At 36.5% G+C, this 18,135-nt stretch carries 24 protein-coding genes; 10 read left to right on the forward strand and 14 right to left on the reverse strand.

What is annotated here, in order from left to right; all coding sequences use genetic code 11:
* Positions 1-115: 115 nt before the first annotated feature.
* The gene (locus F968_RS07705; RefSeq protein WP_004791915.1) at positions 116-973 is read right to left on the reverse strand and encodes an alpha/beta hydrolase family protein; all 858 of its coding nucleotides are present in this window, start codon (positions 971-973) and stop codon (positions 116-118) included.
* Positions 974-1,116: 143 nt separating this feature from the next.
* On the opposite strand from F968_RS07705, the gene F968_RS07710 reads away from it, so the two are divergent.
* Entirely contained in the window at positions 1,117-1,572 is a 456-nt protein-coding gene (locus tag F968_RS07710; RefSeq protein WP_004791917.1) for a hypothetical protein, read from the forward strand.
* A 25-nt stretch (positions 1,573-1,597) separates the two neighbouring features.
* On the opposite strand, the gene F968_RS07715 is transcribed toward F968_RS07710, so the two are convergent.
* The 3 genes from F968_RS07715 to brnQ all read right to left on the reverse strand — a co-directional run bounded on the left by F968_RS07715 (position 1,598) and on the right by brnQ (position 4,032).
* Complete coding sequence (locus tag F968_RS07715; RefSeq protein WP_004791919.1) at positions 1,598-1,852, reverse strand: hypothetical protein; 255 nt, start codon at positions 1,850-1,852, stop codon at positions 1,598-1,600.
* A gap of 273 nt (positions 1,853-2,125) precedes the next feature.
* Complete coding sequence (locus F968_RS07720; protein WP_004791921.1) at positions 2,126-2,539, reverse strand: GlcG/HbpS family heme-binding protein; 414 nt, start codon at positions 2,537-2,539, stop codon at positions 2,126-2,128.
* A gap of 191 nt (positions 2,540-2,730) precedes the next feature.
* A complete protein-coding gene (gene brnQ, locus F968_RS07725) occupies positions 2,731-4,032 on the reverse strand; it encodes a branched-chain amino acid transport system II carrier protein (RefSeq protein WP_004791923.1) in 1,302 nt (433 codons plus the stop codon).
* Between the two features lie 354 nt (positions 4,033-4,386).
* Between brnQ and map the strand changes: the two genes are divergently transcribed.
* Positions 4,387-5,181, forward strand: coding sequence for a type I methionyl aminopeptidase (gene map, locus F968_RS07730; RefSeq protein WP_004791925.1), 795 nt, complete (start codon positions 4,387-4,389; stop codon positions 5,179-5,181).
* A 41-nt stretch (positions 5,182-5,222) separates the two neighbouring features.
* On the opposite strand, the gene F968_RS07735 is transcribed toward map, so the two are convergent.
* Positions 5,223-6,122 (reverse strand): LysR family transcriptional regulator, encoded by a 900-nt coding sequence (locus F968_RS07735; RefSeq protein ID WP_004791928.1) that lies wholly within the window; start codon positions 6,120-6,122, stop codon positions 5,223-5,225.
* A 242-nt stretch (positions 6,123-6,364) separates the two neighbouring features.
* Between F968_RS07735 and F968_RS07740 the strand changes: the two genes are divergently transcribed.
* On the forward strand, positions 6,365-6,688 hold the full coding sequence (locus tag F968_RS07740; protein WP_004791930.1) for a hypothetical protein: 324 nt from the start codon (positions 6,365-6,367) through the stop codon (positions 6,686-6,688).
* A gap of 47 nt (positions 6,689-6,735) precedes the next feature.
* On the opposite strand, the gene grxD is transcribed toward F968_RS07740, so the two are convergent.
* A complete protein-coding gene (gene grxD, locus F968_RS07745) occupies positions 6,736-7,077 on the reverse strand; it encodes a Grx4 family monothiol glutaredoxin (protein ID WP_004791933.1) in 342 nt (113 codons plus the stop codon).
* Between the two features lie 227 nt (positions 7,078-7,304).
* On the opposite strand from grxD, the gene F968_RS07750 reads away from it, so the two are divergent.
* The gene (locus tag F968_RS07750; RefSeq protein ID WP_004791935.1) at positions 7,305-8,513 is read left to right on the forward strand and encodes an aspartate aminotransferase family protein; all 1,209 of its coding nucleotides are present in this window, start codon (positions 7,305-7,307) and stop codon (positions 8,511-8,513) included.
* A 51-nt stretch (positions 8,514-8,564) separates the two neighbouring features.
* Here the strand turns inward: F968_RS07750 and F968_RS07755 are convergent, their stop codons facing one another.
* The 3 genes from F968_RS07755 to F968_RS07765 form a co-directional block, all read right to left on the reverse strand.
* A complete protein-coding gene (locus tag F968_RS07755) occupies positions 8,565-8,996 on the reverse strand; it encodes a CBS domain-containing protein (RefSeq protein ID WP_004791938.1) in 432 nt (143 codons plus the stop codon).
* Positions 8,997-9,139: 143 nt separating this feature from the next.
* On the reverse strand, positions 9,140-9,514 hold the full coding sequence (locus F968_RS07760) for a DUF2750 domain-containing protein (protein ID WP_004791939.1): 375 nt from the start codon (positions 9,512-9,514) through the stop codon (positions 9,140-9,142).
* 313 nt (positions 9,515-9,827) lie between these two features.
* Positions 9,828-10,061 (reverse strand): SEL1-like repeat protein, encoded by a 234-nt coding sequence (locus tag F968_RS07765; protein WP_003652111.1) that lies wholly within the window; start codon positions 10,059-10,061, stop codon positions 9,828-9,830.
* A gap of 216 nt (positions 10,062-10,277) precedes the next feature.
* Between F968_RS07765 and F968_RS07770 the strand changes: the two genes are divergently transcribed.
* The 6 genes from F968_RS07770 to F968_RS07795 all read left to right on the forward strand — a co-directional run bounded on the left by F968_RS07770 (position 10,278) and on the right by F968_RS07795 (position 14,581).
* A complete protein-coding gene (locus F968_RS07770) occupies positions 10,278-10,637 on the forward strand; it encodes a hypothetical protein (protein ID WP_004791942.1) in 360 nt (119 codons plus the stop codon).
* A 104-nt stretch (positions 10,638-10,741) separates the two neighbouring features.
* A complete protein-coding gene (locus F968_RS07775; protein WP_004791944.1) occupies positions 10,742-11,068 on the forward strand; it encodes a hypothetical protein in 327 nt (108 codons plus the stop codon).
* A gap of 120 nt (positions 11,069-11,188) precedes the next feature.
* Positions 11,189-12,301 carry a signal recognition particle-docking protein FtsY gene (ftsY, locus tag F968_RS07780; RefSeq protein ID WP_004791946.1) on the forward strand — a complete coding sequence of 371 codons (1,113 nt, stop codon included), beginning with the start codon at positions 11,189-11,191 and terminating at the stop codon, positions 12,299-12,301.
* Between the two features lie 187 nt (positions 12,302-12,488).
* Positions 12,489-13,085 carry a nitroreductase family protein gene (locus tag F968_RS07785; protein WP_004791948.1) on the forward strand — a complete coding sequence of 199 codons (597 nt, stop codon included), beginning with the start codon at positions 12,489-12,491 and terminating at the stop codon, positions 13,083-13,085.
* Between the two features lie 221 nt (positions 13,086-13,306).
* Entirely contained in the window at positions 13,307-13,978 is a 672-nt protein-coding gene (locus F968_RS07790) for a YccT family protein (RefSeq protein ID WP_004791950.1), read from the forward strand.
* 78 nt (positions 13,979-14,056) lie between these two features.
* Positions 14,057-14,581: a GNAT family N-acetyltransferase gene (locus tag F968_RS07795; RefSeq protein WP_004791952.1), complete on the forward strand. Its 525-nt coding sequence runs from the start codon at positions 14,057-14,059 to the stop codon at positions 14,579-14,581.
* Positions 14,582-14,593: 12 nt separating this feature from the next.
* On the opposite strand, the gene F968_RS07800 is transcribed toward F968_RS07795, so the two are convergent.
* Genes F968_RS07800 through cydP form a run of 5 tightly spaced genes read right to left on the reverse strand, consistent with a single transcriptional unit; the run spans position 14,594 to position 17,928 of the window.
* Positions 14,594-14,893, reverse strand: a complete 300-nt coding sequence (locus tag F968_RS07800; RefSeq protein ID WP_004791954.1) for a cyd operon YbgE family protein — start codon at positions 14,891-14,893, stop codon at positions 14,594-14,596.
* Positions 14,894-14,995, reverse strand: coding sequence for a cytochrome bd-I oxidase subunit CydX (gene cydX / locus F968_RS19690; protein WP_002120988.1), 102 nt, complete (start codon positions 14,993-14,995; stop codon positions 14,894-14,896).
* Between the two features lie 10 nt (positions 14,996-15,005).
* On the reverse strand, positions 15,006-16,151 hold the full coding sequence (gene cydB, locus F968_RS07810) for a cytochrome d ubiquinol oxidase subunit II (RefSeq protein WP_004791957.1): 1,146 nt from the start codon (positions 16,149-16,151) through the stop codon (positions 15,006-15,008).
* Positions 16,148-17,734: a cytochrome ubiquinol oxidase subunit I gene (locus tag F968_RS07815; RefSeq protein ID WP_004791959.1), complete on the reverse strand. Its 1,587-nt coding sequence runs from the start codon at positions 17,732-17,734 to the stop codon at positions 16,148-16,150. Before F968_RS07815 ends, cydB begins: the two co-directional genes overlap by 4 nt.
* The gene (gene cydP / locus F968_RS07820; protein WP_003652097.1) at positions 17,734-17,928 is read right to left on the reverse strand and encodes a cytochrome oxidase putative small subunit CydP; all 195 of its coding nucleotides are present in this window, start codon (positions 17,926-17,928) and stop codon (positions 17,734-17,736) included. Before cydP ends, F968_RS07815 begins: the two co-directional genes overlap by 1 nt.
* Positions 17,929-18,135 lie beyond the last annotated feature (207 nt).

Consider the following 18,135-nt stretch of genomic DNA (forward strand, 5'->3'; position numbering starts at 1 on the left):
GTAACTATAAATTTAATAAAGTTATTTTATAAAATGGGGGACTGCTAATAATAAAAAAACCTCTACACCGGATTACGGGCATAGAGGCAAAAACTAAATGATAGAATTTAAATTACTATTGAATTTCTTGCTCTAAGACTGACCATAGCTTTTGATGTGATTTTTTAAACATTAACATGTGCCCAATTGATTTATAGCCGAGTTTTGTTGGGTTCAGTTCTAGCATTTTAGTAGACGCATTCGGATATAAACTTAATAAATCTGCAACGTTGTGTTGAGTAGCAATTTCATCATCACTTGCCCAAATTGAAGTAATAGGGCAAATAATTTCAGTATGAAAGTCATGAAAGATAGTTTTACCAATAGCATTTTTCACATAGCCCGGGTGACTACAAAACTCTCGCCACTGTTGTGCGACTTTTTTAGGCAAGTTTTCACCCATTCCAATAAATTGAGTAGCACCATAGCCTTTTAAACTACTTGAAATTGGAAAGATAACGTTAAACATGACAGGGGCTAGAAATTTTGTTTTACCTTTTAGTCCTTTTACATGGCCTGTAGAACCTGCTACTGCAACAACTTTTGCTACTTTATGAAAATTTGGCACAATCCCTAGCAGTTGCCCACCCGCACTATGGCCAAGAAGAGTAACTTTTTCTGCTTGAGTTTTTTCTAATAAAGTTTCAATTGCACAAGGGATATCAAGCGTTCCCCAATCATTAATACTCGCTGTACTTTGCTTTAATGGCCCATGCAATGAATCTCCAATTCCACGGAAATCAAAGCTTAATACATCATAGCCTTGCTGGCTTAACCATGTAGCAAAAGAATGATAAAAGTTTTTGGTAATACCTGTTGCTGGACAAATCAAAACAGGATGTACCGATTTCTTTGATTGAGTTGGATAAAATTGTGCAGCAAGTTGATAACCATCTTCGCAGGTCATCCAAAATGATTCAAAAGTGTTATCCATAATATTACGTAATAATTGGCTTATTAATGACTTTAATTTACATGAGTTCCAAAACGATACTTGATTAAAATGTGACTATAAAGTCAAGATTTGTGCTATACAGCTCATTAAATTTTTTAATAAAACGAATAATTGGAAAAAAGATGGATTTACCGAAAGCTGTACAGTTGGCAATTGTGTTTAGTGGCATATTTTTATGGGTAGGAATGTTCACTGGGGTGTGGAAGTATTGGCAAATACGGCGTTCAGAGTTACATCGTGCCCACTATTATGTTGATATTGCTCATCGAAGTAGTTTGCTGTATGCGGCTGCTAGTCTCATTCTTGCTGTATTGAGCTATTTTACTGTTTTAAATGAAAATGTTGCTTTGTGGTGTGTGTTAGCTAATATTTTCTTTTTTAGCTTTTCAATATTGGTTTATATCATACATGGGTGTTTACAGGACACGACAAATCAATTCAAAACTCCCCATCGGTTGGGCAGATTTAATTTACCTTCGTGGATGATGTCTTTTATGATGGTGGGATTAATTGTGACTGAACTATTGGCTACAGCTATTTTAGTTATTGGAACAATTTTTTTATTTGTAGGTGTATAAAAATGGATGATTGCTCATCCATTTTTTAAGAATTCAAATTTTGTTGACTAAGACGTCTTTTAGCTAGTTTTCGCATCTTATGATCGACAAAGGCCCACACACAAAATATGAAAGAAACGACCATCGCATACATAAAGTATTCGGGTTTCAGATTTCCTTTAATCATACCTTGAAACAGTAAAGTCAGCATAAGAGCAAGCGGTGTTACTCCATAAACAACTGAATCTTTGCTGTTCAGAGTGTTAATGAAGACTTGTTTGTTGAAATGTAATGATAACATCTCCATCCCTCCTTGTGGTTGCGCTAAAACCTAATGTTTTAGTCAAGAATAAGTTTTAAGTTTAATGTTGTACTGCTATTTTTGATTCAGTTCAATAGCAAATAGAAAATTTTTTGAGCAGTTTTATAAAAACCTCTATATTTATAAAGGTTTAACGTATCAAAAAAGTAAATGTTTAATATTTTTGTATGAAATACTTATTCTTTTAGAAAAGAGAAATTATTTAAATGAAAAGTGCATTAATTTCTCTTTCCTGGGATTTTGCTTTAGCTATTATATTTTTTTAAAAAAACTATCGATCGCATGTTGAGCAATTTCTGCATCTTCAAAAGATTGAACACCCGATACACCAATAGCACCTAAAATTTCACCTTCATAAATAATCGGTATTCCACCTTCTAACATCCCTTGAGCACTAGGCATACTTAAGAAACCAAGACGCCCACTTTTTAGAAGTTCTTCGTAAAATTTTGACGGTCTACCTGATATTGAAGCACATTTTGCTTTTTCTAGGCATAGATGTGTAGTTAGAGGAGAAGCACCATCTAATCGTTTCATGAATAATAGAGAGCTTGTTTCGTCAACAATTGCAATGCTGACTTTAAAGTTGTGTTCAATTGCATATTTTTGAGCTTCTTCCATTAAAAACTCTGCATCTGCTAATGTTAGGTAATATTTAGTTTTCATTGTTGCTCTTCTTTCCTGAGTAGCTAAAAATTATTTTAGTGTAATTTTACAGTAAAAATTAATTATATCTATAGTTGATTTGTCATTAAAAACTAGTGGGGAAATAAAATGCTGGTTGGGTAAACACAGCATTTTATTCAATATATAAAATCATGTTTGGATAAAACTCGATTTCAAAAAAAGTCACTAGATTAAATGCTTTTGAATTTAACTTTGTCGATAATTACGGTAACTGCAAGAACAACTAAAGATGGGATTAACCAAGCTAAGTTTTGTTCATTTAATGGTAAATGCTGAAGGAATTCAGGTAAATAATTGCTGAAGCCTGCAACTTTAAGGCCATCGATAATACCGAAAATTAAAGCAATACTTGTTACTGAACCGACAATGAAAGAAGGTTTATGCCAAAATTTCCAGAAGAAGCTCAGCATAATCACCACAATTGCTGGTGGGTAGATTGCACTTAAGACAGGTACTGAAATAGCAATCAGTTTAGTTAGACCAAGATTCGAAATAACGAAAGAGAAACCAACTAAAATAAATACTAAAAGCTTATATGGTAATTTCGTTAACTGAGCAAAGTACTCACCACACGCACAAGTTAAGCCAATTGCTGTAACCATACATGCTAAAAAGATTAGTCCAGTTAAGAATAATGAACCCATATTTCCAAAAGCATGTTGTACATATGCATGTAAAATTACTGCGCCATTTGCTGCATTTGGTGCTACTTCATGGCTACCTAAACCTAATTTGAATAAGCTTAAATAAACTAAAGTAAGGCCAACACCTGAAATGAGACTGGCAATAATTGCATATTTGGTGACTAACTTTTTATCAGTAACGCCGCGAGAGTAAATCGCTTGAATAATAACGATACCAAATACTAGTGCACCTAACGTATCCATAGTGAGATAACCGTTTACGAAGCCCTCTGAAACCGGAGATGTGACATAATGGTTGATCGGAGCTGGTACGTAACCCGCAGGAATCATTACTGCTGCAATACCTAAAATTGCTAAAGCAATAATTTTTAGTGGGGCAAGTACATGTCCTACAGTATCCAATAACTTGTTTGGATAAAGTGAAACTACAGTTACAAATGAAAAATAAATTGCGCTATAGATTAAAAGACTACTACTTGAGGTTCCAAAATAAGAGGAAAAACCAATTTCATAAGAAACAGTAGCTGTACGTGGGGTAGCAAATAGAGGGCCGACTGATAAATAACAAACAACAGTTAAAATCAGACTTGCTACTCGACCTAAGGGAGAGCTAATAATTTCAATGGAACCCTGCATACGAGAGAGTGCCATGATGGTAATTACAGGTAAGCCGACAGCCGTAATTAAAAAGCCTAGTGCAGCTAACCATACGTGCTCACCAGCTTGTTGAGCAACGATGGGAGGAAAGATAATATTGCCAGCCCCAATAAAAAGGGCAAAGGTCATAAAACCTAAGGCAATAATATCTCCGGTACGAAGATGTTGCATAAATTAAAGATAATAAAAAAAGAAGGAATTTTAGAGCAAAAGTAATCATGATCAAGCGCTAATTTATGTGAAAAAGCTTTTTTTCAGGGGGTTAAAACCATATATAGTGTTATAAGCGTTTGTTTGGTTAAAGTATGTACTTGAAAGGCCAGAAAAAGGGGAAAAGAACTTCTTTTTAAGTTCTGACTTTTTATAAAAAATATGTAAGAATAAAAATATAAATTTTTATTGTGAATGCCGAATATTTAAGCAGTTTAGGCTTTTGGTCTGACTTATATTCATCCTAAAATATTTTGACTTACCTTAGGTTTTTGTAGGGAAGGGCATGTTTCTTGTCTGCGAGGATAGAATTGAATGAGAGCTTCTACTGTTACCATTAAAACTGAACAAGATCTGGAAAAGTTAAGAGTTTCTGGGCGCTTGGCTGCACAAGTTTTAGAAATGATAGAGGCCTATATTAAACCGGGCGTATCTACTGAGTATTTAGATAACCTCTGTAATGACTATATTGTAAATAATTTAAAAGTTATTCCTGCTAATGTGGGATATCACGGTTTTACAAAAACGATATGTACTTCAGTCAATGAAGTTGTTTGCCATGGCATACCATCGCCGAATAAAATTTTAAAAGATGGCGATATTATTAATATTGATGTTGCAATTATTAAAGATGGTTATTTTGGTGATACGAGCCGCATGTATTTTGTGGGTAATGTAAATCCACAAGCAAAAAAATTAGTTGATACAACTTATGAAGCGATGGTTGCTGGTATTCACACTGTTAAGCCAGGAGCTACATTAGGTGATATTGGTTATGCTATTCAGTCGGTTGCTCATCGAGAAGGCTATAGTATTGTTCGAGAATATTGTGGACATGGGATTGGTAAGATCTATCATGAACAACCTAATGTTTTGCACTATGGGCAGCGCGGGCAAGGTTTGGTCTTAAAGAAAGGAATGGTTTTTACCATTGAGCCAATGGTAAATGCAGGTAGACCGCAAGTGAAAGAGTTAAATGATGGGTGGACCGTCATTACTCAAGATCATTCATTATCTGCTCAATGGGAACATATGGTGGCAGTAACGGATACTGGCTTTGAGCTATTAACTCCATGGCCTGAAGGTGTGGGAAACTATCCTGTAATTTAAAAAATATAAAAAAGTTCGATAATTTATCGAACTTTTTTATATTAACGCTCAGAAAGATGTTCAACTAAGTAATCAATGAATACTCGAACAGCGGGTAGCAAACCTCGGCGTGATGGATATACGGCATGTAATATTCCATGAGGTGCTTTCCATTCAGGTAAGATTTGTAAAAGTTGTCCAGACTTCAGAAAATCTTCTGCTGCACTCTCTGGTAGTAAAGCGATACCACAATTTTGACTCGCCAATTGCGCCAACATATGTATGTTCGTACCCATCACAATAGGGCTGACTTTGATTTTCTTCTGCTCATTGTCTGGTCCATGCAAAAGGAATTGCTGATCAAGGTGCTCTTCAGAAAGGCTTAAAATACGATGTTCGCTTAGCTGTTCAGGAGTTTTTATATCACCAAACTCATTTAAATAAGCCTGACTTGCAAATAGGCTCTGTTCTATGACAGCAAATTGTCTAAGTACTAAACTCGGGTCATCATCTAATTTTGAGCGAACTCGTAATGCGATATCAATCCCTTCATTAATCACATCTACTCGACGGTTACTGACCATCAGTTGCAAACGAATTTCTGGATATTTTTTTAAGAAAGCAGGTAGGATTTTTGGAAGTTGATTTTGAGCAACATCAACTGGAACACTAACTTTAACAACACCTCTAGGTTGAATACTTAAGTGATCAACTAAGTCATGGGCAGCTTGAGCAGCATTCATCATGACTTGAGCATGTCTGTAAATATCCATCCCAATATCTGTAACAGCAAAATGACGAGAACTGCGCTGGATTAAGCGAACCCCTAAGTTTTCTTCTAAGCTGTAAACGCGACGACTTAATTTTGATTTTGGTATATCCGTTACACGCTCAGCAGCACTAAAGCCACCATGCTCAACAACAAGAGCAAAACAATAAAAATCATCAAGATCGGTGAGCATTAAAATATCCTATTTCTGCAACAACCATGATTTTACATTATTATTTTTGCAACGATAATTCTTATACTAAATTTTTTGTAAGTGGGGGGTAAATTCATTGCTAATTCATAGAAATATTTTTTGAAATTATATTGTAATTACGTTGTGTGTTTTATGTATGTATAAAAAAGGATTTATAGGTTATCTATAGAACTATTTATCAATCTCTTCTACACTATATTTTTTTCTACTTTTCAAATCTAATGCCTTATCAATTGATAGAACTTAACCATGCCTCTACAAATATTGAATGTCCATTTTGCAAACAAGCGATAATTGACTGGGCACAAGAGCAATATGTTCAACCATGTGAACATACTTTATTTATTGCCATGGATTTGGGCTTTGAATTTGTTGCAGATCGATTTGAAGAGTGCATGAACCAGAGCGTGGATGACTTACACGAAGATCCAAATATGAATATTTTTGAAGCTTTGACTACAACAGCTTATGAAAATTTGATTGTTTTAAAATCTGATTTAGGTGTGGAAGGTTTATTCCGCTATGTTGGGGTAAGCGATCTTTAAAATTAAGAGCATAAAAAAGCCAATCTATTGATTGGCTTTTTTATTATTTACGCTTCTGGTGCAGCGCTATATTGTTCAACTAATGGTTTTAATTCACCATTTTGGAACATTTCTAGCATAATATCGCTACCGCCAATAAGTTCGCCATTTACCCAAAGTTGCGGGAATGTAGGCCAATTCGCAATTGCTGGTAACATTGCACGAATATCAGGATTTTCCAGAATATTTACATATGCAAATGGACGACCAATTTGACTGAGCGCTTCTACAGCACGTGCAGAGAAACCACATTGTGGAAACTGTGGAGTGCCTTTCATGTAAAGTAAAACGGGATGCTTCGCAATTTGATCGCGGATTAACGCTTCAGTATCACGTGCTTGTTCAGTCATAAATAGATCCTCAACTAATCTAGCAGCATTATAGGGGGTGTTTATGTTGCTTTGCAAACCACCTTAATGCCTAAAGTTGCATTGAATATTCAATATTTTATTGTATAAACCGAAGTGATAGCGAAAAGCGGACGAAATTTTAGATAAATGATTGATGAGACTTTTCATCAGAGCCAGTTTTTGTTTATATAAACCCTTCTAAAAACCTCATACAGACAGAGTTCGTTATGACTGATATTACCCTAGCTCCAATACAACCTGATCAACCGTCACACTTAATGGCTACTTATGGTCGCCAAGCGATCAGTTTTGTACGAGGCCGAGGGGCATATCTATATACTGAAGATGGTACAGAATATCTAGATGCTTTAACGGGTATTGCTGTATGTGGTTTAGGTCATGCTCACCCAGTTATTGCAGAAGCAATTGCAGAACAAGCAGCAACACTTGTGCACACAAGTAATCTATTTGAAATTCCTTGGCAAACTGCTGCTGCTCAGAAGCTTGCAGAGGTTTCTGGTATGGAAGAAATCTTCTTTTCAAATAGTGGTGCTGAGTCAAATGAAGGTGCGATTAAGATTGCTCGTAAATTTGGTACTCAACAAGGCGTACGTTTACCAAAGATTATTGTGGCAGAACAATCTTTTCATGGTCGTACTTTAGCAACACTTTCAGCAACTGGTAATAAGAAAGTACAAGATGGTTTTGCTCCTTTAACTAATGATTTTATTCGTGTGCCATTTGGGGATGTAGAAGCAATTCAAGAAGCTGCATTGCAGCATCCAGATATTGTTGCAATTTTGATTGAGCCAATTCAAGGTGAGGGTGGTATTAATACTGCTCCTCAAGGCTTTAGCTATCTTGAAGAAGTCCGTAATATTTGTAATCAGCACAACTGGCTAATGATGTTAGATGAAATTCAAACAGGTAATGGCCGTACTGGTAAATATTTTGCATATCAGCATACCAATATCGTGCCTGATGTTTTGACGACTGCGAAAGGACTTGGAAATGGTTTTCCAGTTGGAGCAGTAATGACACAAGGTAAAGCTGTTGGTTTATTAGGACCTGGTAGTCATGGTTCTACCTATGGCGGTACTGTATTAGGTTCTCGTGTGGTTTATACAGTAATTGACACAATTCAAAAAGAAAATGCTGTAGAAAATGCGGCAGTAGTAGGACGTTATATTGTTGATCAACTTCGCACACAGTTAGCTGACAAGAATGTTCAGGTGCGTGGTTTTGGTATGATGATTGGTATTCAATTACCTAAAGACTGTGCTGAACTCGTTGCCATTGCTCGTGATCAGCACAAGCTTATTATCAACGTTACAGCAGGTTCGGTGGTTCGTCTTTTACCGCCTATTAATATGACTCAAGCGCAGGCTGATGACTTATTAGAACGTTTAGTTGCTTTGATTAATAACTATCTTTAAGTTTCGGTATTAAAAATGGGCATCTATATGCCCATTTTTTATTTCGAATGATTAACCAGAAATATACTGCTTTAACTGTTCAATTAAGTTTTTCTGATCTTCCATTGCTGCTTTTACCAAGTCACCAATAGAGATAAAGCCAACTAATTTTTCATTGTCCAATACAGGTAAGTGACGTAAGTGACGATCTGTCATAAGCTGTAAGCACTCTTCAACTGTGTTGTTTAGGCTTACTGTAAGCACCTTAGATGTCATAATTTCAGCAACTGTAGTGCTATATGAAGAACGTTCCATCAGTGTCACTTTTCGTGTGTAGTCACGTTCAGATAGAATTCCGACAACTTTTTCACCTTCGGCTACCACTAACGCACCAATTCCTTTATCAGCCATGATCTTAATCGCTTCAAGGACAGTGGCTTCAGGAGAAATTGTAAAAATATCTTGCTCTGATTTGTTTTTGATTACTTGTGCAACGATTGTCATTTCTTCTGTCCTGTGTTTTATCATTTTGTTTTAAATTAGCCTGATTTTATAAAAATGCAAAGACTTGGTAGTCATTCAAATACAAGTTTTACACTCAAGCGTTCAAAAAGCATTCTAATAGAGGTTAAGAACCTAAAGAAACTTTAGGCTCCTTGCCAGTGCGGATGTTTAAAAAAGAAATGTTGCATTTGTTGGGTAGATAATTTCAACTTGCGATGAGAAGAATTAAACAAAGCTGGTGTAACGTTGAGTCGAGTTAAGGTTGGTAATAAAGACTCGTGAAAATCTTTAGGAGTAATTCTTCTTGGTTTGTAATGTGGCCAATGTTCTTTAGCGTAGCGATGAGCTTGCAATCCATTGAGCCAGAAGGGAAAAATAAAGTCTTCTTGATCTGATTTAATTGCCCAGCCCTGATGAAATAATCCCCAGAGAACTCCGCAATACATCATCGTTCTTAAAATATAAATTTTGATCATCAAGTCTTTTGAAACCGGTTGCAGATTGCTTAAACTATTCATTGTCAAATTAATGGTTCTTAACTTATCTTGCTTATTATAGAAAAATCAGATGACATTTCAGTTTAAACAGGTATCAAATCGTAAACAAATATTCCCAGCTATAAAAATGCCACATGAGAACGTCAATATGATTAAGGCGTTGACATTAGCGTTAGACAAACGAAGTGCGTAGCAAATTATATTTAGAATGCTTTTTACAGGCGTAAAAAAACGCCACCTGAGCCATGACTGAAGTGGCGAAGTAAGGCTTTATATAAATTGATAACTTTGTGTTTTTACGGGTACAAAAAAACGCCACCTAAGTGACGTCTCTTTATGCTTGCATTGTGGCTAACTTTTGCCAATATTGTGCTTTAAGTGAGTCACGTTCAACACGGAAACCTTGATAATACAATTCTGCTAAGAATAGAGCGGCTTTACCATGCCCAGCGCGAGCAACTTCTTCTAACTGTGTAACTGCATCTTGAAAGTTCATTTGAGAATGAATTGTGTTTACTGCAGTTGCATATACATGTTCTAAATCATGATGAGAGATACGTTGAATCATAGAAAACTCCTTATTGTAATTATGATTACTTTTTTCTAAAGGCTAGTGCCTTTAAATTAATTTAACTTAGAATTATTAAACTAATATTACAAATTGATGGATTTGTCAACTATTTGTCATTTCGTTTAGTTCACTATTAGGATACATGATTAAACATTATTCACAAATAATTTTGATTAAAATCAATATGAGAATAAAAGACAAGGAGAATAAAATATGACAAATACAATCGACGGCTTTGTTTTTGACACGCCTCCTAAAGAGGAACAAATTATAGAACTGGCCCATTATCACCGTAAATTATTAGATGAAGCTATCTTTCATGAGGAAATCCATTTAGGGGATTACTGTCTAGCACAGCGTAAAAGGGTGTTTGATTTTGCTGGTCATTTGGAACCCGCCCAAAAAAACTGGTTTTATCAAGTTTATGATGGGGAGCTTCGAAAAATTGCTGATGAAGACGAATTGCATCCAGCAGATGCAGAAGAAGGGTTAAGTATTTTTGCTATGTTTTTAGTCTTGGTGATTATTGCGGCAATTTTATACTTTTCCGTCATTCGTTCACTAATAAGTTAAACATACTCATACTATCCAGTAAGGTATGATTATTAACCTTACTGGATGTTTGATCTTGTACTTATGAGTATTGAACCCTACACTACACTAATTCGAGGTAGGTCATGCTCATATTCAAACAAAATTTTCTTAAATTAAAGTCTGAGTTAAAAGTTGATCAATGTTTTAACCTGTTTGTGGTTATTGTCATTGGCTGTATTTTTGTGCTGTCATATTTAGCATTACTTCGGCCTATTAGTCCGGATCAATATCAACGAATTATACAACTTTCTCATCAGGCTACTTATCCAAGAACTCAAGACATGGCTGAGTTGCTTATAGCTCAGTCAGAAATTCATCGAGCTGAGTATTTAAAGTTAATGCATGCGTACCAATTTGAGGGTGCTCATATTAAGCAATATCCAGCACTCGCTCAGGAAGATACCCAGTAATTGGATTAATCAGGCTAAATCTTGGTTTCCAAAGCTTTTTGAGCACTATTGTGGCAGGCAAAATTTTGAATTTATGCTAAACTTTATCTTTTTAAACGCGCTGCTTTTCAAGGAATCCGCATGGAGCAACAATCGAATATGCAAAATAAATTCTTGATAGATGCTGAGATCGGTGATGACGATGTCACATTACCTAATTTACCTGCTATCGATGTTCCCATCGTTGAATCTCCTGTTAAATCGCAAGAAAATATTGAAGCAGCCAAAGTTGAATTAGCTTCTACAGAAACTGCGGTTGAACAACCAAAAACTGGTTTTTTTGGCCGAATGAAAGAGGGGTTAACCAAAACTCGTCGTAATTTCGCTGATGGTATGGTCAATATCTTGATTGGCGGAAAAGAAATTGACGATGAGTTACTTGAAGAAGTAGAAGAGCAATTATTAGTTGCAGATATTGGTGTTGAAGCTACTAAAACGATCATTACCAATTTAACAGAGCGTACAGCTCGTGGTGATTTGATCTATTCCCACTCTCTATATAAAGCGTTACAAGAAGAGTTGGTTGCTTTGCTGGCCCCACGTGTTAAACCTTTGCATATTGATCCTAACAAATCGCCTTATGTGATTTTAATGGTTGGGGTAAATGGTGTTGGTAAAACTACAACTATTGGTAAATTAGCGAAACGTTTGCAAGGTGAAGGTAAAAAAGTGATGTTGGCTGCTGGGGATACGTTCCGTGCCGCAGCGACAGAACAATTACAGATCTGGGGTGAGCGTAACGATATCTCTGTGGTAGCTCAAGGTCACGGAGCTGATAGTGCTTCTGTTATTTTTGATGCTTTTGAAAGTGCTCGTGCTAAAGGAATTGACGTATTAATCGCAGATACGGCAGGTCGTTTACATAATAAGAGTAACTTGATGGAAGAACTCAAAAAAGTTAAACGTGTGATGCAAAAAATTGATGCAACTGCACCTCATGAAATTATGTTGGTAGTAGATGCTGGCACAGGGCAAAACGCGATTAACCAAGTGCAAGAGTTTGACCAAGCTGTGGGTTTAACTGGTATTACAATTACCAAGTTAGATGGAACTGCGAAAGGTGGCGTGCTCTTTAATATTGCAAGTCGTACTCATGTGCCAATTCGTTTTATTGGTGTTGGTGAAAAAATTGATGATTTAAGACCATTCTCGGCTAAATCATTTGTTGCGGCGCTGTTTGAAACTGATAAGTAAAACGGTTGCTAGCATTCAAAAGCTTCACTAAATGTGAAGCTTTTTTTATATGTATATCTTTTTTTATTGTTGCGAAAATAAAACGAACTGTCATATTTTTAATGCTGATTATGAAAAATGACTTTAATACACTGTATTCATTCCCAAACAACGGCCCTTGGTCAAGCAATAGGTAGGAAATAACAAAATGTCTACTTTCTTAGATAAAATTAAAAATCGTCGTACTATTTATGCAATTGGTAAAAATGTTGCATTAGATCGCACTAAAATTGAAGAAACAATTCGTGAAGCGGTTAAACATAGTCCATCATCATTCAACTCACAATCTTCACGTGTGGTGACACTATACGGTGAATCACATGCTAAATTCTGGAATTTAGTTCGTGAAGCATTACGTAAAATTGTTCCTGCAGACTCTTTTGCTGGTACAAATGCAAAAATTGATAGCTTTGTTGCTGGCGTTGGTACGGTTTTATTTTATGAAGACCAAGCTGTTATTAAAAGCTTACAAGAGCAATTTGAATTATATGCAGACAACTTCCCAGTTTGGTCTGAGCATTCAACTGCAATTGCACAGTTTGCGACTTGGACAGCACTTTCAGAGCTTGGTTTAGGTGCTTCTTTACAGCACTATAACCCGATTGTTGATGCTGATGCTGCTGAAGCATTTGATGTGCCAGCAAATTGGAAATTACGTGCTCAATTGGTATTTGGTTCAGTGGAAGCGCCAGCAGGCGAAAAAGCATTTATTAATGATGCTGATCGTTTCAAAACTTTCAACTAATTGAAAGTTAAAAAAGAGTACCTACTTAGGTACTCTTTTTTTTTATGTGTTTTTTGAATTAATAAAAAGGTTAAACCAACGGAAATTGATAAAATTCAAATGCATATTTAATAATAATAAATCGAAAAATTAGCGGATCACTGCACTGTCATAAAATAGTCACAATCATATTGCATATTGCTCATGATTTCATAGCTTATCAAATATAGAGAAAGAGACAGATGACTTTAAGATTAGGTGTTGCTGCAATAAGTTTATTACTCAGTAGTTCGGTATTTTCAGCAGTTACAATTACAGCGCCAGAGGAAATTGTAATCCTTGCTGTGAATGGTCAAGAAGTCAATTCTGGGTTATTTCGTTCATCTAAAAATAATTATAAAGTTGATGCGGGTGAAACTAGCTTAAGCGTGCGCTATCAAGAATATTTTGAACATTTAAATGGTGAGCATGACATTGTTAAATCTGGTGTAGTCACAATTCAAACGCCTGCATTGCAAGATGGGAAAACTTATAAGCTTTCGATGGTAGATGTACCTAAAGATTATGAAAATGCGAAAAAATATGCTGAACAACCAACAGTTGCTTTATACAGTGCAAATAATGAATTAATTGTGAAACAAACGGGCGCAAACAATGAAGCTAAGCCATGGTTTGCAACTGGCTTGTTGGGTAAAGTAACTGACTTTACAACTAAATCATCTAAGCCACAGCCTGAAGCAGTATATGCATCGGCTAAACCTGCTTCTGCTCAAGTTGTTGTGCCAACTGCAACGTCTATGGCAGTAACAGGTGGAGCACAAACGAATGATCAACGTTTAGTTGAAACTTGGCAGAAAGCATCTAAAGCTGAGCGTCAAAAATTCATGGCATGGTTAGCTGAACAATCAAATTAATTAATTGCTATTTAAAATAAAGCCGATTTAATATCGGCTTTATTTTTAGAATTTTTATAAATAGCCTAAGTACACTTTATGAATAATTTGAATTTCCGTTTATCTTCATTTGCTGATATTCCACAGCTTGTAGATTTAATTAATAAGTCTTATCGAGAACAGCAGGGTCGAAGTTGGACAACAGAGCTAGAATGGGTAAAAGGACTACGTATTACAGAGCATCAATTAGAAGAGCAACTACAACTTAGGAATTCAACATTATTGGTAGCGGAAACTGAATTTTCTAAAATTATTGCGTGTGTAGGGCTTACATTTGAAAATAGTCAGGTTGAGATTGGAACATTCTGTACGGATCCTCAAGTCCAAAATATGCGAGTGGGTCGGTCTGTTTTAGAGTATGCAGAGCAATATGCATTGAAAGAAGGTCCACATCTGACTAACGCCGTAATGCATGTACTAGATGTCCGTTCTGAATTGATCGCTTATTATGAAAGACGTGGATATGTGAAAACGGGTAATGAACAGCCATATCCAGTTGAGGCAAATGTAGGCATGCCAAGGGTGCCTATTAAGTTGGTTGAAATGAAAAAAGACCTCATTTGAGGTCTTTTTGATTTAGGTTAGAAACCAGATGTAATAGCCTAAAAGCATGAGAGGCCAAGCCACCCATGGGCTAAATAGCCATTTCCATAGCCAGAAGTTGGGGACGAAACCTACTCCGTAAATAAATCCACCAGAAATACCAATCATCACCAGCATAAGCTGGCTATGATTGTAATGTCCGTTAGCATCTAGCATGAGTGAAGGGTAAACCAACAAAATTGCAGCAAGAGGCAATGCCAACAGAAAAGAAAGGGCCATTGCAAATGCTTGAGCTTTTCGATGATTTGATGCTGTCATTGCTTTTGCCATCATTTATTCCTCATCTAAATCTTGATGATGTTCGATATAAAGCGCGCTGAGTACGCCCGCAAAACATGCCATCAAAATGCCTAGGATCCATGCGAAATACCACATTGACTTCTCCTTAATACAAGCTATGCGAGTTTGACTCGATATGTTTGTTAGTGATGACTCCCCACATTTTGTAATAAGACCAACTGGTATAGATCAAAATAAGAGGAACAAATATGCAGGCTGCGACAGTCATAACGCCTAAAGTAAGGTGACTTGATACAGCATCCCACATCGTCAAACTAGAGTTAGGATTGATACTAGATGGAAGCAGGAACGGAAATAGGGCAAAACCAGCAGTTAAAATTGCCCCTACAATCATTAAACTTGTGCCAGTAAAACTTAAGCCCGCCTTTGCTTTTGAAGATGAGAAAATTGCGATGATTGCACCTGAAATTGCCAGAACTGGGGCAACTTTAGTAATTGGATAAGTGCTGTAATTATTCATCCAACCTGGATTGCTATTAGTCACCACTTCTTTAGCTAAAGGATTAAGCGCAGCATTTGGATCTATGGCAACAGCATAGCTATAACCTGGCACTTGTCCGAAATAGAGCCATGCTCCAATCACAAGGAAGCAAATTAAAAATACAATTGCCATAATTTGAGTAGCTTTGGCAGAGCGTTGTTTTAAAACTTCATCTGTACGCAACATGAGCCATGCACCACCATGCGCACAAAGCATAGATAGACTCACAACACCGCAGACTAGAGCAAATGGATTGAGAAGGGCAAAAAAGCTACCTGTATATTCAGAGCGTAATGTGTCATCTAAACTAAAAGGAATGCCTAAGAATAAATTACCAAATGCCACACCAAACACAAGTGCTGGAACGGCACCGCCAATGCAAAGGCCCCAATCCCAAGAATTACGCCATTTTGTATTATCTAGTTTAGAGCGATAATCGAAACCGACCGGTCTTAGGAAGAGTGCGAATAAAACTAACAATAGTGCCCAGTACATGCCAGAAAAGGCAACTGAATAGACCATTGGCCAAGCAGCAAATAGTGCACCGCCCGCCGTAATAAACCAGACCTGGTTCCCATCCCAGTGTGGCGCAATCGTGTTGATTGCAGCACGGCGTTCGCTATCGGTTTTTCCAACGAAAGGCATGAGAGCCATAGAACCCATATCAAAGCCATCAGTCAGAGCGAAGCCGATCAGAAGTACGCCAACTAACACCCACCAAATGATTTTTAATAATTCATATTCAATCATGATAAGGCCTCCCCATTAACAGCTGCTTTTGGTTCTTGCTTTTCAAAATGATATTTGCCAGTGTGCAGAGAGCTTGGTCCTAAACGAGCAAACTTGATCATTAAATACATTTCAATAATTAAAAGTGCTGTATAGAACGCTGCTAAGGCAAGAATCGAACCCCATACATCACCAGTACTTAAACTTGAAGTAGATAGGTGGGTTGGTAAAATTTCTCCAATAGACCAAGGTTGGCGGCCACCTTCAGCAACATACCAGCCTGTTTGGGCTGCAATCCAAGGAAGCGGTAGCGCAAACAATGCGTATTTAAGTAACCAAGGTTTGTTTTCAGCATTTCTTTTTGCTACAGCCCAAGTCGCTAAAATGAAAAGAAGTAGCATTAAGAAACCAGAGGCAACCATTGCGCGGAAAGAGAAAAATAGCGCTGTAACATTTGGAACAGTATCTTTTACAGCAGCTTTAATATTTTGCTCGCTTGCATCAACTACATTTGGTGCATATTTCTTAAGAAGTAGGCCATAACCTAGATCTTTTTGATTTTTCTCAAAAGAAGCCAATAATTCTGGTGAGCGATCGCCTGCACGTAATTTTTCAAGTTCAGCATAGGCAAGCATACCGTTACGAATACGAACTTCGTGCTGCTGCATGAGGTCTTTAAGACCAGTAACTTCTTTGGTTGTTGAGCGAGTTGCAATTAAACCTAATGCATATGGAATTTTAACTGCATAATCTGTCCGCATCTCTTCATGATTTGGTACGCCAAACAAGGTAAACGGAGCAGGAGCAGAGTGAGTATCCCATTCGGCTTCTATCGCAGCGAGTTTAGTTTTTTGAACATCCCCTAACTCATAACCAGATTCATCGCCTAACAAAATTACTGAAAGTGTAGATGCAAGACCAAAAATCGCAGCTATTGCAAATGAACGACGTGCGAAAGGTAGATCACGTTTTTTAAGCAAGTAGTAACTTGAGATAGCAAGTACAAAAATTGCACCAGTTACATAACCCGCAGATACAGTGTGGACGAATTTAACCTGAGCTACAGGGTTAAAGATAAGCGCGCCGAAATCAACTAATTCCATACGCATCGTTTCAAAGTTAAATGCGGCACCTACTGGATTTTGCATCCAACCATTCGCCACTAAAATCCAGAGCGCTGACATGTTAGAACCTAAAGCGACTAACCATGTTACGCCTAGATGCTGAACCTTAGTTAACCGGTCCCATCCAAAGAAAAATAGACCTATAAATGTCGACTCGAGGAAGAATGCCATAAGGCCTTCAATTGCTAATGGTGCACCGAAAATATCACCTACATAGTGTGAGTAATAAGCCCAGTTTGTTCCAAACTGGAACTCCATTGTTAAGCCAGTCGTAACTCCTAAAGCAAAGTTAATACCAAATAATTTTCCCCAAAATTTAGTCATATCTTTGTAAATTTCTTTACCAGAAATGACATAGGTGGTTTCCATGATGGCAAGGATAAATGCCAAACCTAAAGTTAAAGGGACGAAAAGAAAGTGATACATTGCGGTCATTGCAAATTGAAACCGCGAAAGATCAACCACGCTTTCAGAAATCATCAACGTGTCTCCTTAATGTTGGAAATGTTATCGCCAGCAATATGCTCGGCGACCTGATTGTCGAAATTTTTGGGGATGGTGGGAGCATCAAACCAAATATGTTTAATCGTTAAAAGAAGCACTATTTTTATTATTAGAATAATAGTGATTTCTTTAATTAAGCGACTATTAAGATTTTGAAAATTAAGGCTCATTAATTAAACCTCATTTGATATTAATTTTATTATTAATCAAAATATAATAAAAATAAACATTAAATATATTTAAAATGAATATTTAAATTATTAACCTTTATAAAACAATTGCTTAGTAATTTAAAATAAATAACATACTAAAATAGTTTGAATTGATTATTAATTCCCACTAAAACACTTGTAAATAAAATTCTAAAGTTTATTAAA

Origin of the sequence: Acinetobacter sp. NIPH 817 (genome assembly GCF_000368405.1) — a bacterium.
In the GTDB taxonomy this organism is placed as follows: Bacteria; Pseudomonadota; Gammaproteobacteria; order Pseudomonadales; family Moraxellaceae; genus Acinetobacter.

Coding starts and splice junctions, on each gene's coding strand:
- F968_RS07705 (WP_004791915.1), bottom strand. CDS start 973: ATGGATAACACTTTTGAATCATTTTGGATGACCTGCGAAGATGGTTAT.
- F968_RS07710 (WP_004791917.1), top strand. CDS start 1,117: ATGGATTTACCGAAAGCTGTACAGTTGGCAATTGTGTTTAGTGGCATA.
- F968_RS07715 (WP_004791919.1), bottom strand. CDS start 1,852: ATGTTATCATTACATTTCAACAAACAAGTCTTCATTAACACTCTGAAC.
- F968_RS07720 (WP_004791921.1), bottom strand. CDS start 2,539: ATGAAAACTAAATATTACCTAACATTAGCAGATGCAGAGTTTTTAATG.
- brnQ (WP_004791923.1), bottom strand. CDS start 4,032: ATGCAACATCTTCGTACCGGAGATATTATTGCCTTAGGTTTTATGACC.
- map (WP_004791925.1), top strand. CDS start 4,387: ATGAGAGCTTCTACTGTTACCATTAAAACTGAACAAGATCTGGAAAAG.
- F968_RS07735 (WP_004791928.1), bottom strand. CDS start 6,122: ATGCTCACCGATCTTGATGATTTTTATTGTTTTGCTCTTGTTGTTGAG.
- F968_RS07740 (WP_004791930.1), top strand. CDS start 6,365: ATGCCTTATCAATTGATAGAACTTAACCATGCCTCTACAAATATTGAA.
- grxD (WP_004791933.1), bottom strand. CDS start 7,077: ATGACTGAACAAGCACGTGATACTGAAGCGTTAATCCGCGATCAAATT.
- F968_RS07750 (WP_004791935.1), top strand. CDS start 7,305: ATGACTGATATTACCCTAGCTCCAATACAACCTGATCAACCGTCACAC.
- F968_RS07755 (WP_004791938.1), bottom strand. CDS start 8,996: ATGACAATCGTTGCACAAGTAATCAAAAACAAATCAGAGCAAGATATT.
- F968_RS07760 (WP_004791939.1), bottom strand. CDS start 9,514: ATGAATAGTTTAAGCAATCTGCAACCGGTTTCAAAAGACTTGATGATC.
- F968_RS07765 (WP_003652111.1), bottom strand. CDS start 10,061: ATGATTCAACGTATCTCTCATCATGATTTAGAACATGTATATGCAACT.
- F968_RS07770 (WP_004791942.1), top strand. CDS start 10,278: ATGACAAATACAATCGACGGCTTTGTTTTTGACACGCCTCCTAAAGAG.
- F968_RS07775 (WP_004791944.1), top strand. CDS start 10,742: ATGCTCATATTCAAACAAAATTTTCTTAAATTAAAGTCTGAGTTAAAA.
- ftsY (WP_004791946.1), top strand. CDS start 11,189: ATGGAGCAACAATCGAATATGCAAAATAAATTCTTGATAGATGCTGAG.
- F968_RS07785 (WP_004791948.1), top strand. CDS start 12,489: ATGTCTACTTTCTTAGATAAAATTAAAAATCGTCGTACTATTTATGCA.
- F968_RS07790 (WP_004791950.1), top strand. CDS start 13,307: ATGACTTTAAGATTAGGTGTTGCTGCAATAAGTTTATTACTCAGTAGT.
- F968_RS07795 (WP_004791952.1), top strand. CDS start 14,057: ATGAATAATTTGAATTTCCGTTTATCTTCATTTGCTGATATTCCACAG.
- F968_RS07800 (WP_004791954.1), bottom strand. CDS start 14,893: ATGATGGCAAAAGCAATGACAGCATCAAATCATCGAAAAGCTCAAGCA.
- cydX (WP_002120988.1), bottom strand. CDS start 14,995: ATGTGGTATTTCGCATGGATCCTAGGCATTTTGATGGCATGTTTTGCG.
- cydB (WP_004791957.1), bottom strand. CDS start 16,151: ATGATTGAATATGAATTATTAAAAATCATTTGGTGGGTGTTAGTTGGC.
- F968_RS07815 (WP_004791959.1), bottom strand. CDS start 17,734: ATGATTTCTGAAAGCGTGGTTGATCTTTCGCGGTTTCAATTTGCAATG.
- cydP (WP_003652097.1), bottom strand. CDS start 17,928: ATGAGCCTTAATTTTCAAAATCTTAATAGTCGCTTAATTAAAGAAATC.